At 54.2% G+C, this 12,926-nt stretch carries 11 protein-coding genes and 1 riboswitch; of the genes, 10 read left to right on the top strand and 1 reads right to left on the bottom strand.

Annotation, left to right across the window (positions count from 1 at the left end; all coding sequences use genetic code 11):
- The first annotated feature begins 14 nt into the window (after window positions 1-14).
- A complete protein-coding gene (locus tag ACFVTB_RS03875) occupies window positions 15-1,649 on the top strand; it encodes an MDR family MFS transporter (RefSeq protein WP_387745457.1) in 1,635 nt (544 codons plus the stop codon).
- 519 nt (window positions 1,650-2,168) lie between these two features.
- On the opposite strand, the gene ACFVTB_RS03870 is transcribed toward ACFVTB_RS03875, so the two are convergent.
- On the bottom strand, window positions 2,169-3,464 hold the full coding sequence (locus ACFVTB_RS03870) for a LysM peptidoglycan-binding domain-containing protein (protein ID WP_387745454.1): 1,296 nt from the start codon (window positions 3,462-3,464) through the stop codon (window positions 2,169-2,171).
- A gap of 371 nt (window positions 3,465-3,835) precedes the next feature.
- Window positions 3,836-3,935: riboswitch (purine riboswitch) on the top strand.
- A gap of 30 nt (window positions 3,936-3,965) precedes the next feature.
- Between ACFVTB_RS03870 and ACFVTB_RS03865 the strand changes: the two genes are divergently transcribed.
- From ACFVTB_RS03865 to purF, 9 genes are all read left to right on the top strand, one after another.
- Window positions 3,966-4,175 (top strand): hypothetical protein, encoded by a 210-nt coding sequence (locus tag ACFVTB_RS03865; RefSeq protein WP_387745451.1) that lies wholly within the window; start codon window positions 3,966-3,968, stop codon window positions 4,173-4,175.
- Window positions 4,176-4,198: 23 nt separating this feature from the next.
- Window positions 4,199-4,684, top strand: coding sequence for a 5-(carboxyamino)imidazole ribonucleotide mutase (purE, locus tag ACFVTB_RS03860; protein WP_387745448.1), 486 nt, complete (start codon window positions 4,199-4,201; stop codon window positions 4,682-4,684).
- Window positions 4,681-5,862: a 5-(carboxyamino)imidazole ribonucleotide synthase gene (gene purK, locus ACFVTB_RS03855; RefSeq protein WP_387745445.1), complete on the top strand. Its 1,182-nt coding sequence runs from the start codon at window positions 4,681-4,683 to the stop codon at window positions 5,860-5,862. The genes purE and purK overlap by 4 nt, the downstream gene beginning before the upstream one ends.
- Window positions 5,863-5,869: 7 nt before the next feature.
- The gene (gene purB / locus ACFVTB_RS03850; RefSeq protein ID WP_387745442.1) at window positions 5,870-7,165 is read left to right on the top strand and encodes an adenylosuccinate lyase; all 1,296 of its coding nucleotides are present in this window, start codon (window positions 5,870-5,872) and stop codon (window positions 7,163-7,165) included.
- Window positions 7,166-7,187: 22 nt separating this feature from the next.
- Window positions 7,188-8,075: a phosphoribosylaminoimidazolesuccinocarboxamide synthase gene (locus ACFVTB_RS03845; protein WP_387745439.1), complete on the top strand. Its 888-nt coding sequence runs from the start codon at window positions 7,188-7,190 to the stop codon at window positions 8,073-8,075.
- Between the two features lie 197 nt (window positions 8,076-8,272).
- Window positions 8,273-8,518, top strand: a complete 246-nt coding sequence (gene purS, locus ACFVTB_RS03840) for a phosphoribosylformylglycinamidine synthase subunit PurS (RefSeq protein WP_387746179.1) — start codon at window positions 8,273-8,275, stop codon at window positions 8,516-8,518.
- Between the two features lie 4 nt (window positions 8,519-8,522).
- Window positions 8,523-9,215: a phosphoribosylformylglycinamidine synthase subunit PurQ gene (gene purQ / locus ACFVTB_RS03835; protein ID WP_387745436.1), complete on the top strand. Its 693-nt coding sequence runs from the start codon at window positions 8,523-8,525 to the stop codon at window positions 9,213-9,215.
- Window positions 9,193-11,436 (top strand): phosphoribosylformylglycinamidine synthase subunit PurL, encoded by a 2,244-nt coding sequence (purL, locus tag ACFVTB_RS03830; RefSeq protein WP_387745433.1) that lies wholly within the window; start codon window positions 9,193-9,195, stop codon window positions 11,434-11,436. The genes purQ and purL overlap by 23 nt, the downstream gene beginning before the upstream one ends.
- Window positions 11,421-12,902, top strand: a complete 1,482-nt coding sequence (purF, locus tag ACFVTB_RS03825; RefSeq protein ID WP_387745430.1) for an amidophosphoribosyltransferase — start codon at window positions 11,421-11,423, stop codon at window positions 12,900-12,902. Before purL ends, purF begins: the two co-directional genes overlap by 16 nt.
- Window positions 12,903-12,926: the final 24 nt, after the last annotated feature.

Below are 12,926 nucleotides of genomic sequence, written 5' to 3'. Positions count from 1 at the left end.
GGGGAAGAGAAAACATGGAACATTTATCGAGCAAGCGCAAGTTATCGATCATGGTTGCCATCATGTTCGCGATGTTTTTCGCGGCGATCAACCAAACGATCGTAAGTACTGCCATGCCGAGAATTATTGCCATACTGGGCGGAATGGAGCTATATACCTGGACGATCACGATTTACATGCTGACGTCTACAATTGCGACCGTTCTAGTTGGCAAGCTGTCTGATATTTATGGACGCAAGCCGTTCTTGCTGGTCGGTATTTTATTATTTATTATCGGCGCGTTTACTTCAGGTCTTGCAACTGACGTTTATCAATTTATTATTTATCGCGGTATTCAAGGCGTCGGAGCCGGTATTATTATGGCAACGGCATTTACTGCCGTGGGTGACTTGTTCCCTCCGCGCGAGCGGGGCAAATGGACCGGTCTGATGACCGCCGTATTTGGCTTCTCCAGCGTGATTGGACCGACGCTCGGCGGCTACATCATTGACCATATGGCTTGGCACTGGGTGTTCTGGATCTTCCTGCCGCTTGGCGTCGTCGCTTTTGTCATGATCTTGGCATTGTTTCCGAAAACAGATAAAAAGCAAGGCGAGTCCATTGATTATCTCGGTTCGTTGTTCCTGACGACAACTATCGTACCTTTATTGCTCGCTTTCACTTGGGCGGGTTCGAAGTACGAATGGGCTTCCGGTCAAATATTGGGTCTGTTCGCGCTGACGCTTGTGTCGCTGGGGGTCTTCCTCTTTGTGGAGTCGAAAGCGAAAAGCCCGGTACTGCCTCTCTCGATGTTTAAAAACAATATTGTTACTTTGTCCAACGTAATTGGTTTTATTATGAACTTCGGTATGATGGGCGCGCTTATCTACTTGAGCTTCTTCGTTCAAGGCGTGCTTGCCATTTCGCCGACTCATGCCGGCTACGTGACGATGCCGATGTCGATCGGTATGGTTATTACAAGCGCGATCGGCGGCTCGCTGATCAGCAAAACGGGCAAGTACAAACGTTTCGCGCTGATCGGTATGCCGATTATGCTTGCAGGTATGCTGATCATGGTTGTTATGAACAGTGTGTGGATGGCTGTCCTGGCGATGGTCGTGTTCGGCTTCGGTCTTGGTCTTGGCATGCCAGTCTTCTCTCTTACGATTCAAAATGCCGTGCCGCATAAAGAATTGGGCGCTGCTACGGCAACGATGCAATTGTTCCGTAACTTGGGCGGCACGATCGGTATCGCGGTAATGGGTACTGTACTGGCGTCGAGCTTGAAGCATAACTTGACCGATCTGGCTAAATCGGGCGCCGGCGGCGACCTTTCGAAGCTCGATCCGGCAACTGCGGAGAAATTCGCGAAGTTCGCCAACCCGCAAATGCTGACCGACCAGCCGGCGCTGAAAAGCACGTTCGAGAGCTTGCCTGCCGAGCTGCAGCCAGCATTTACGAAAATGGTCGACATGCTGCGCGAAGCGCTCAGCTCTTCGTTGTCCACCGTGTTCTTGACGGGTGCGCTTATTCTCGTGGTTGCTGTCGTGCTGACATTCTTTATTAAAGAAATTCCGCTTCGTACGACGAATAAAGCGTCGGAAGAAGGAACAGCGGCAGATGATAAATCGGCTCCTGCTATTAATAAACTTGCCGGTCAAGGCGAGTAAGAATCTATAGAAAAAAGGCAGTGTCAGGGCTTTTCCCTGCACTGCCTTTTTTGTTTTTCGGGCCAATATCGGCTATTTTACCCCACTGTAACGGCCGTTTTGGCCGTTGCAGCTCCTGCAAGTTGCTTTGGAGACTAAATTCGACCTCTAGCGTTCCATCCAACGGCCAAAATGGCCGTTAAGTCGCCCGTCCGCCTACTTTACCCCACTGTAACGGCCGTTTTGGCCGCTACAGCTCCTGCAAGTTACATTGGAGACTAAATTTGACCTCTAGCGTTCCGCCCAACGGCCAAAATGGCCGTTAAATCGCCCGTCCGCCTACTTTACCCCACTGTAACGGCCGTTTTGGCCGCTACAGCTCCAGCAAGTTACTTAGGAGACCCAATGCGACCTCTAGCGTTCCGTCCAACGGCCACAATGGCCGTTAAATCGCCCGTCCGCCTACTTTACCCCACTGTAACGGCCGTTTTGGCCGTTACAACTACTACTTGTTGCTCTTTTAGTACGAGTACCCTCCAATTAATAAAGCTTGCGAATATTAAAATTCCGCAGCAGTGCCTGCCAGTTTTGCGGGAATGGGACGCCGAGCACCCAATAGCTGACGCCGCGCAGCTTGAACTGCTTGACGATGTCAAGCTTGGCCTGTACGCTGCGAGCATCCTCGTACCAGACGACATGCTCGTTCCCTTGTACGTCCTCGTAATAAAAGTAAGGCGACTGCGCAAGCTCGTCGAACTGAATAGTCCTGCCTGTGCGCGCGGCCAGCGATACGGCTTCCTCGGGGCTGACCGAAGGCGCCCACTTATTGCCCTGATCGTAAGGAAGCGTCCAATCGTAGCCGTATAGCGGCATCCCCATCATAATTTTATGAGGCGGAATAACGCTCAGCGCGTGGCTGATCACCTTAACGACCTCATTCAACGGAGCAACCGCCATCGGTGCGCCGCCTGACCAGCCCCATTCATAGGTCATCAAAATAACGAAATCGACGATGCGTCCCTGTGCGGCGTAATCATGCGCTTCATACAGAAGGCCTTGCTGGTCCTCGGAAAGCTTAGGCGCAAGAGCGGATGATACGATCCAGCCGTAACGATGCATAACCTCGACGACACGGCTTAGAAACCGGTTATACGATTCGCGGTCCTCTGGAGCGACATATTCAAAATCAACGTGCAGCGCCATATAACCCTTCGATTGCATCACGCAGACTAGATTCGTAATTGTCCGGCTTTGAATCGCCGGATCATTCAGTACGGAGCTCGCAATGTCGGTACTGAACATGCCGTTCTCGAAATTGGTGACGACCATCATCGGGACCGCTTCATGCTCGTAAGCGGCTTGGATGACGCCGATGTCGTCCAGTGCCGACAAGGAACCATCCTGCTGGATGCGGTAGCTGAACGGACTTAACGTCGTCAAATAAGGAGCCGCCTCGCCCGCAAGCGCGTAGCCTTCAGCTCCGAATTTCTCGATATAGGCGTTCGTCTCGATAGTAGGCTTCTGCGGAAGCGGAATATGGATCCGCTGTCCGGGTTTGATTAGCGCCGGATTGCTCAGCCCGTTCACCTGCATCAGCTCGCGCAGCGTCGCTCCGTAGCGCTGCGCGATTGCCCACAGCGATTCGCCAGCGCGAACGATGTGGCCTTGCACAGTTACCGGCACAATCAACGCTTGACCGACGGCAAGCCACACGCCGTCCCCTTGCGGCGATGGCAGCGCCATGCCGTTGACCCTTGCCAGTTCAGTGACGTCGATGCCGAATCGTTCGGCCAGCCGCTCCAGCGACTCGCCGTATTTAACTGTATGGATCAGCAAGCCCAAGTCCCCCTCGCTCCGTTCGAATAATGCTGTCGTTCTATTCTATTCGTCGCAGAGGCGTTACTTGACCGGAAATCGGCGTTGTCGATTGTTTATGAGAGAATCGGCTGCCGGCTGCCGGTTGCACTTTGCGAATATCCGATCGATTTGCAAAAATGGGGAATACTTCCGAAAAGGGGTGCCGTTTTTTAAAGGTTTTATGGAATATGTCCGGCGAAGAAGGCGCTTAAATCCAATTTTGAATCTACATATGTCACAAAAGCGAACCTTTTTAAAATGGCATCATTTTAATGTTCGTATTTAATTCATATTTCATTGACAGTCCATGAGGGATTGGATAAACTAAAGAAGGTTAAGGCGGAAGCGCTCCGCCACAATAGTTGAAGACTCGTATATCCTCGGGATTTGGCTCGAGAGTTTCTACCCGGAAACCGTAATTTCCGGACTACGAGCAGGCCGGAACAAGAATAGAGGTTGCCTCCTTCAAGAGGCAGCCTTATGCTGTCTTTACGTTATCGCATTAGAGAAGTAAAGACAGGTCAACTTCGTCCGGACGCGCATGGCTGCTCCAGGCGGGGCAAGCACGGCGCGATGCTCGCAAGTCCGGTACGGCGAATCGCGGTTCTTTCATTGAACGGCGGTTGCCAATCGGACTTTTTTGTTTGTCCGGTTCGGGCCGGGCCGGTTCCATTTCGAGGATATAACTAATAGATGAAGGAAGGTTTGAACGCATGTCTGCGAAGGTAGGCGTCATCATGGGAAGCAAGTCCGATTGGGATACAATGAAGCTAGCCTGCGACGTACTGGAAGAACTGCAAATCCCTTACGAGAAAAAGGTTGTTTCGGCGCATCGCACGCCGGATTTAATGTTCGAATATGCGGAAACGGCAGCTGAACGCGGATTGAAGGTCATTATCGCGGGCGCTGGCGGAGCCGCGCATCTGCCCGGCATGGTAGCCGCCAAAACGGCTCTGCCGGTTATTGGCGTTCCCGTTAAGTCGTCGAATTTGAACGGGCTGGACTCGCTGCTGTCGATCGTGCAAATGCCAGGGGGCATTCCGGTTGCAACAGTGGCGATCGGCAATGCGGGCGGTACGAACGCGGGCTTGCTCGCGGCGCAAATTTTGGGCGCTTTCGACGCCGACCTGCAGGCGCGCGTTGAAGCCCGCAGAGAACGGATAAAGCAAGAAGTGCTGGAAAGCAGTGAAACGCTATGACGGCTGAAAAAGAACAGCGGAACGCTGAGCAGCGCACATTGCTGCCCGGCAGCACAATCGGCATTCTTGGCGGCGGACAGCTCGGACGGATGATGGCGCTCGCCGGCAGTGCGATAGGTTATCGGTTCGTTGCGCTTGACCCGACGCCGGACGGTCCTTGTGGACAAGTATCGGAGCAGATTGTCGCCGCTTATGACGATCGTGAAGCCGCGAGAGAGCTGGCGAAGCGCTCGGACGTCATTACGTATGAATTCGAGAACGTCGATGCTGACGTCGCGTCCATGCTAATGGCGGAATCATACGTCCCGCAAGGCAGTGAGTTGCTGTACACAACGCAGCATCGCCTTCGCGAGAAGCGCGCGATCGAAGCGGCGGGCGTGCAGGTTGCGCCTTACAGCGAGATTCGCAGCGCAGAGGAGCTGCGCGAAGCGGCTAACCGTTTTGGATTGCCTTGCGTCTTGAAAACAGCGACCGGCGGCTACGATGGCAAAGGCCAGTGGGTGATCCGCAGCTTCGATGAGATCGGCGAAGCCTACGAGACGCTGAGCCGGAGCGGCGCTGAACTGGTGCTGGAGCAATTCATCAAGTTCGACAAGGAATTGTCGGTCATTGCGGCGAGAAGCCCGCAAGGCGAAGTGCGAACCTTCCCTGCGGCTGAGAACATCCATGTGGATAACATCCTGCATTTGTCGATCGTTCCGGCGCGCATTGCGGAGGACATTCAGCGCAAAGCGGAGGAGTTAGCGAAGCGAATCGCCGAAGGGCTCGGCGCCGTCGGCCTGATTGCGGTGGAACTGTTCCTGACGCCGGAGGGCGAGCTGTTCGTGAACGAGCTTGCTCCCCGCCCGCACAACAGCGGCCACTACACGATGGAGGCTTGCCGAACGTCGCAATTCGAGCAGCATGTTCGCGCCGTTTGCAACTTGCCGCTTGGCGACACGTCGCTGCTGACGCCGGTTGTGATGGTCAATGTGCTGGGGCAGCACGTTGAGCCGCTGCTGGCGAGAATGGCAAGGCATGACGAAGCTGCGAAAAAGCTGAACGTCGCTCCGAAGGTTCATTTATATGGAAAAAAAGACGCGGTGCACAAACGCAAAATGGGCCATGTCAACGTCCTGGCCGCCGATGTGGAAACTGCGCTTCATTGGATAGAAGAAACAAAAATTTGGAAGGTGTGATCCGTACATGTTAGAGCGTTACAGCAGACCGGAAATGAGAGCAATTTGGACCGAGCAAAATAAATTCCAGGCATGGCTGGAAGTCGAGCTTTGCTCCTGTGAGGCTTGGGCTGAACTGGGCGTTATTCCGAAGGAAGACGTCGAGGAGCTGCGCAAAGCTGCAAGCTTCAACATCGACCGTATTTATGAAATCGAGCAAGATACGCGCCATGACGTAATTGCGTTTACCCGCGCCGTATCCGAGACGGTTGGTCCGGAACGCAAATGGGTGCATTACGGCTTGACGTCGACGGACGTTGTCGACACAGCGACAGGCTACTTGCTTCTGCAAGCCAATGCCATCCTGAAAAAAGATATCGAGCGCTTCGTCGCGATTCTCCGCGAGAAAGCGATCCAATATAAAGATACGCCGATGATGGGACGGACGCACGGCGTGCATGCCGAGCCGACGACTTTCGGTTTGAAAATGGCGCTCTGGCACGAAGAAATGAAACGCAACCTGGAGCGCTTCGAGCATGCGGCCAAAGGCGTTGAATTCGGTAAAATTTCCGGCGCTGTCGGCACTTACGCCAACATCGATCCGTTCGTCGAAGAATTCGTCTGCAACAAACTTGGCATTTCCGCTGCTCCGATCTCGACGCAAACACTGCAGCGCGACCGTCACGCTGAATATATGGCAACAGTAGCGCTCATCGCGACTTCGCTTGACAAATTCGCAACTGAAATTCGCGCGCTGCAAAAATCGGAATTCCGTGAAGTTGAAGAGCCGTTTGCAAAAGGGCAAAAAGGTTCTTCCGCAATGCCGCACAAACGCAATCCAATCGGCTGCGAGAACATTTCCGGCCTGTCCCGCGTCATTCGCGGCCACATGCTGACGGCGTACGAGAACGTACCTCTCTGGCATGAGCGCGACATCAGCCATTCCTCGGCGGAGCGCGTTATTTTGCCGGATGCGACGATGCTTCTGAACTACATGCTGAATCGTCTCGGCAACATTATCAACAACTTGACCGTGTTCCCTGAGAACATGAAACGCAATATGCAGCGCACGTTCGGCGTACCGTTCTCCGGCCGCGTTATGACGAAGCTGATCGACAAAGGGCTTAGCCGCGAGCAAGCATATGACACGGTTCAACCGCGCGCGATGCAAGCTTGGGAAGAGCAGCGTCAATTCCGCGACATTATCGAATCGACGCCTGAGATTACGGGCTTGCTGAGCAAGGAAGAGATCGACGATGCGTTTAATCCTTCGTGGCATCTGAAGCATGTCGATACGATTTTCACGCGTCTGGGATTGAATTAAGGGAAAAGGGGATTCGAGGGGAATGACTACGCAACCGATTAGCTTGTCCAGCGCTGCTGAATATGTGAAGGCTCCGCTGCTGTACAAAGGGAAAGTTCGCGAGCTGTACGATCTTGGCGAGCATTACCTGATCGTCGTTACCGATCGCATCTCGGCCTTTGACTATGTGCTAGATCCAGCTGTGCCGGAGAAAGGCAACGTGCTCAACCGCCTCTCGGCGTTCTGGTTTGAGCAAACGGCAGACATTCAGCCGAATCATGTCGTTCATACCGACGTGGAAAAGCTCGGCGATCTTGTTACGGCACCGGAATTGTTGAAGGATCGCATTATGGTGACCCGCAAAGCGGAACGCATCGATATCGAATGCGTCGTGCGCGGCTATATCACCGGCGGCGGCTGGAGACAATATCAGCAAACGCAGGCGATCAACGGCATCGAGCTTCCGGCGGGCATGCGCAAAAACGAAAAGTTCGCGGAGCCGATTTTCACGCCGGCGGCGAAGAACGACGTCGGGCACGACGAGGATATTCCGTTCGCGAAAATGCAGGAGATGGTCGGCGCAGAACTGGCCGAAGAACTGCGTGATCGCAGCATCAAGCTGTACGAGTTCGCTCACGCTTACTGCGCCAAACGCGGCATCATCCTGGCCGACTGCAAATTCGAGTTCGGCTTGATCGACGGCAAAGTCATTCTGATCGACGAAATTTTCACGCCGGACGCTTCCCGCTTCTGGGCCGAAGAAAATTATGCGTTTGATATCGAGATCGACAGCATGGACAAAGAACCGGTGCGTACCTACTTGCTCGGATCCGATTGGGACCGCGACAGCAAGCCGGCTCCGCTTCCAGAAGAAGTCGTGAAAGCGACGACTGACCGCTATCTTGATATTTACCGTCGGTTGACGGAATAGGAACACCAGCATAGCAAGGCAAGAGACGTCAGGAGCATCTGGCGAATGCTAAAAGGCATGATCAACGAGGAAGCAAGCTTCCCGATTTCACATAACATAACCGGCGCGTCCTCCACTTCAGGAGGCTGCCCGGCTTGTCTTTTAACCGAACGGGCCGTACGGCTCAATAATCGGAAAACTTAAACCCCCAGGAGGCCATAATGAAAGCAATCGTTTACGTTACCATTAAAGAAAATGTACTTGATCCGCAAGGAACCGCCGTTCAAGGCGCGCTGCATACGATGGGCTTCGCCGAGGTCGGCAAAGTGCGCATCGGTAAATATTTGGAGCTGACGCTCGATACGAACGACCGCGCCCAAGCGGAAGAGCAAGTGAAAGCGATGTGCGAAAAGCTGTTGGCTAACACGGTTGTGGAAGACTACCGTTTCGAACTGGAGGGTTAAGACAATGAAGTTTGCGGTTCTCGTATTTCCCGGCTCCAACTGCGATATCGACTGCTTCAAAGCGGTCGAAGCGATCGGCGAGCAAGCCGAATACGTCTGGCACACCACGACGGATTTGTCGAGCTATGACGCTATTCTTGTACCAGGCGGCTTCTCCTACGGCGACTACCTGCGCTGCGGCGCGATTGCCCGTTTCGCTCCGGTTATGAACGAAGTGAAGAAAGCGGCTGAGCAAGGCAAGTTCGTGCTTGGCATCTGCAACGGATTCCAAATTTTGACGGAAGCAGGACTGCTGCCAGGCGCCCTGATTCGCAATACAGGTCTGAAATTCCGCTGTCATCAAACGCCGCTTGAAGTGGTTAACAACAAGACGGCTTTTACAAACCAATACGCTCAAGGCGAAGTGATCGATATTCCGATCGCACACGGCGAAGGGAACTACTTCTGCGACGACGAGACGCTTGCGAAGCTGAAAGCAAATGATCAAATCGTATTCCGCTATGCGGGCGACACGAACCCGAACGGGTCGGTCGACAACATTGCTGGCGTTAGCAACGAGCGCGGCAACGTCGTTGGCATGATGCCTCACCCAGAGCGGGCGATGGATCAACTGTTCGGCTCGGAAGGCGGCAAACGTATGTTTACATCGATTTTGAATGCATGGAGGGAACAACATGACGCAGCAGTTAACGGCTAAGGAGCCTACGGCAGAACAAATCGCGGATCAGCGTATCTATACGCAGTTCGGCGTAACGGATTACGAGTACGAATTAATTTGCGGTTTTCTCGGCCGTAAGCCTAACTACACGGAAATCGGCGTATTTAGCGTTATGTGGTCGGAGCATTGCTCCTACAAAAACTCCAAACCGATCTTGAAAAAGTTCCCGATCAGCGGACCACGCGTCCTGATGGGACCGGGTGAAGGCGCCGGCATCGTCGATATCGGTGACAATCAAGCGGTTGTTTTCAAAATCGAGTCGCATAACCATCCGTCCGCAGTCGAGCCTTACCAAGGCGCGGCAACAGGCGTAGGCGGCATTATCCGCGACATTTTCTCGATGGGCGCACGTCCCGTTGCCCTGCTGAACAGCTTGCGCTTCGGCCGCCTCGAGAATGAGCGCGTCAAATATTTGTTTGAAAACGTCGTTAGCGGCATCGCCGGCTATGGCAACTGTATCGGCATTCCGACTGTTGCGGGCGAAGTTATGTTCGACGAAAGCTATGAAGGCAACCCGCTCGTTAACGCGATGTGCGTAGGCCTCATCGATCACGATAAAATTCAACGCGGCGTCGCAAAAGGCGTTGGCAACCCGGTCTTCTACGTAGGTCCGGCAACAGGCCGCGACGGCATTCACGGCGCGACTTTCGCTTCCGTTGAACTGTCTGAGGAATCGGAAGAGAAGCGTACGGCGGTACAGGTCGGCGATCCATTTATGGAGAAGCTCGTTATGGAAGCTACGCTCGAGCTGATCAACTCCGGCATCGTTCTCGGTATTCAGGATATGGGTGCGGCGGGTCTTACGTGCTCCAGCGCGGAGATGGCTTCCAAAGCAGGCAACGGCCTTGAGCTGTACCTCGACGAAGTGCCGCAACGCGAAACGGACATGACGCCGTACGAGATGATGCTGTCGGAATCGCAAGAACGGATGCTGTTCGTTGTTGAACCGCAGCACGAAGAGCAAGCGAAAGAAATTTTCGACCGTTGGGGCATCATTTGCGCCAAAGTCGGCAAAGTAACCGACGACGGCCGTCTGCGCTTGTTCCACAAAGGCGAGGAAGTGGCGGATATGCCGGTTAAAGCGCTCGTTGACGAGTGCCCGGTATACGAGAAGCCATCAAGCGAGCCAGCTTACTTCGCAGAAAGCGAAGCGATCGACACGGCTGATTTCGCAGAAATTACGGATCTGAACGGCGCGCTTGAGAAAGTGCTCGCATCCCCTACGGTTGCAAGCAAAGAGTGGGTCTACAGCCAATATGATTATATGGTTCGCACGTCCACGGCAGTTCAACCGGGTTCTGACGCTGCAGTCGTTACGATCGACGGCACGCGCAAAGGCTTGGCGATGACTACGGACTGCAACGGCCGTTACGTTTATCTCGACCCTGAGATGGGCGGGCGCATTGCGGTTGCTGAAGCGGCGCGCAACATCGTCTGCTCGGGCGCCGAGCCGCTGGCGATTACGGACAACCTGAACTTCGGCAACCCAGAGAAACCAGAAGTGTTCTGGCAGCTGGAGAAGTCGGCAGACGGCATGTCCGAAGCTTGCCGCGTGCTGGATACGCCGGTTATCGGCGGCAACGTCAGCTTGTACAATGAAAATGCAAAAGGCGCCATCTACCCAACTCCGGTTATCGGTATGGTTGGCTTGGTGCATGACATCGATCATATTACGACGCAAAGCTTCAAGAACGAAGGCGATGCGATCATCCTCGTTGGCGAGACAAAAGCCGAATTCGGCGGCAGCGAGCTGCAATATGTAACAACAGGCGAAGCGAAAGGCCGTCCTCCGGTTATCGACCTCGCAAACGAGAAGAAAATGCTCGGCGCTGTACTGAACGCTATTCAGCAAGGCCTTGTCGCTTCGGCGCATGACCTTTCCGAAGGCGGTCTGGCAACTGCGCTGGCCGAATCGTGCATCAGCGGCGGCATCGGCGCTGAAGTCAACGTAGCGACTGCGCTGCGCGCCGACCATGCGCTGTTCAGCGAATCGCAATCCCGCATTCTGCTCTCCGCTAAGCCGGAGCAAGCTACTGCGCTTCAAGCGCTGCTTGCTGAGCAAGGTGTAGCGAATGCAGTCATCGGCACGGTAAAAGGCAGCGACCTGACCGTCAACGTCAACGGCAAAGCCGGCATTGCAGCGCCGGTACAACAACTGGAGAAGGTCTGGAAGGATGCGATTCCATGTCTGATGAAATAAAACAGCTGAAGCTGTGGACGGGAAATCATTATAACGAAGGAATCGGCCGCGACGATATTTTCGATAAATTGCGCGAGGAATGCGGCGTGTTCGGGGTGTTCAACATCCCGAACGCGTCCTCCCTTTCCTATTACGGCCTGCACGCTCTCCAGCATCGCGGGGAAGAGAGCGCTGGCATCTGCACCGTCGATACGGCGGACAATAATAACTTCGCTTACCACCGGGGCATGGGCCTTGTAAAGGAAGTTTTCGATAAAGAAAAGATTGCTTCGCTCAAGGGCGACCGTTCCATCGGCCACGTCCGCTATTCGACGGCGGGAGAGAGCAAGCTGGCGAATGCGCAGCCGCTTATTTTCCGTTATCGAGACGGCGACCTGGCCGTTGCGACGAATGGCAACATCGTTAATGCGCCGGAAATTCGCAAGGAGCTGGAGAGCCAAGGCTCGATCTTCCAGACGTCCAGCGACACTGAGGTTATCGCCCACTTGATCGCCCGTTCGCCGAAAGATTTCGAGGCGGCGGCCAAGGAAGCGCTGCAGCGTCTTGTTGGCGGTTTTGCGTTCCTGCTCATGACGAACGACAAGCTGCTTGTCGCTTCCGATCCGAATGGACTTCGTCCGCTCGTGATGGGCAAGATGGGCAACAACGGCTATGTGTTCTCTTCCGAATCGTGCGCCTTCGAATCGATCGGTGCGGAATATGTCCGCGACGTTCAACCGGGCGAGCTGCTTATTTTGGACGAGAACGGCATGCGCGAGGACCGTTACGCGACGGTTGAGCGCCGCGCGACCTGCGCGATGGAATACATCTATTTTGCTCGCCCGGACAGCGACATTAATACGATCAACATCCACTCTGCGCGCAAGCGGATGGGCAAGCAGCTGGCGATGGAATCTTTCGTCGATGCGGATATCGTAACTGGCGTACCGGATTCGAGTATTTCGGCTGCTATCGGCTATGCTGAACAAACGGGGATTCCATACGAGCTTGGCTTGATTAAAAATAAATATACCGGCCGGACGTTCATCCAGCCTTCGCAGGAGCTTCGCGAGCAAGGCGTGAAGATGAAGCTGTCGGCTGTACGGAAAGTCGTTGAAGGCAAACGCGTCGTCATGATCGACGATTCGATCGTTCGCGGCACGACTTCGCGCCGGATCGTCAATATGCTGCGCGAAGCAGGCGCGATCGAAGTGCATGTGCGCATTACGTCTCCACCTTTCAAAAACCCTTGCTACTACGGCATCGACACGCCGGACCGCAAGGAGCTGATCGCTTCTTCCCGGACGGTGGAAGAAATTCGCGAGATGATTAACGCGGACTCGTTATTTTTCTTAAGCAATGAAGGCTTTATCGACTCCGTAGGCGGCAACGACGGCGCGTACAACCGCGGCATGTGCCTGGCCTGCTTCGATAACGACTATCCGACGCCGGTCAACGAGGAATCGGATAAAAGCTGCAGCTGCTAACGTCTGCAAGGACGGTTAGGCGGC

This window comes from Paenibacillus sp. NPDC058071 (assembly GCF_042885235.1).
Lineage (GTDB): Bacteria > Bacillota > Bacilli > Paenibacillales > Paenibacillaceae > Pristimantibacillus.
Note: the sequence above shows the minus strand (reverse complement) of the source record. Positions and strands in the feature narration are given on the sequence as shown.

Coding starts and splice junctions, on each gene's coding strand:
- ACFVTB_RS03875 (WP_387745457.1), top strand. CDS start 15: ATGGAACATTTATCGAGCAAGCGCAAGTTATCGATCATGGTTGCCATC.
- ACFVTB_RS03865 (WP_387745451.1), top strand. CDS start 3,966: ATGCTGTCTTTACGTTATCGCATTAGAGAAGTAAAGACAGGTCAACTT.
- purE (WP_387745448.1), top strand. CDS start 4,199: ATGTCTGCGAAGGTAGGCGTCATCATGGGAAGCAAGTCCGATTGGGAT.
- purK (WP_387745445.1), top strand. CDS start 4,681: ATGACGGCTGAAAAAGAACAGCGGAACGCTGAGCAGCGCACATTGCTG.
- purB (WP_387745442.1), top strand. CDS start 5,870: ATGTTAGAGCGTTACAGCAGACCGGAAATGAGAGCAATTTGGACCGAG.
- ACFVTB_RS03845 (WP_387745439.1), top strand. CDS start 7,188: ATGACTACGCAACCGATTAGCTTGTCCAGCGCTGCTGAATATGTGAAG.
- purQ (WP_387745436.1), top strand. CDS start 8,523: ATGAAGTTTGCGGTTCTCGTATTTCCCGGCTCCAACTGCGATATCGAC.
- purL (WP_387745433.1), top strand. CDS start 9,193: ATGACGCAGCAGTTAACGGCTAAGGAGCCTACGGCAGAACAAATCGCG.
- purF (WP_387745430.1), top strand. CDS start 11,421: ATGTCTGATGAAATAAAACAGCTGAAGCTGTGGACGGGAAATCATTAT.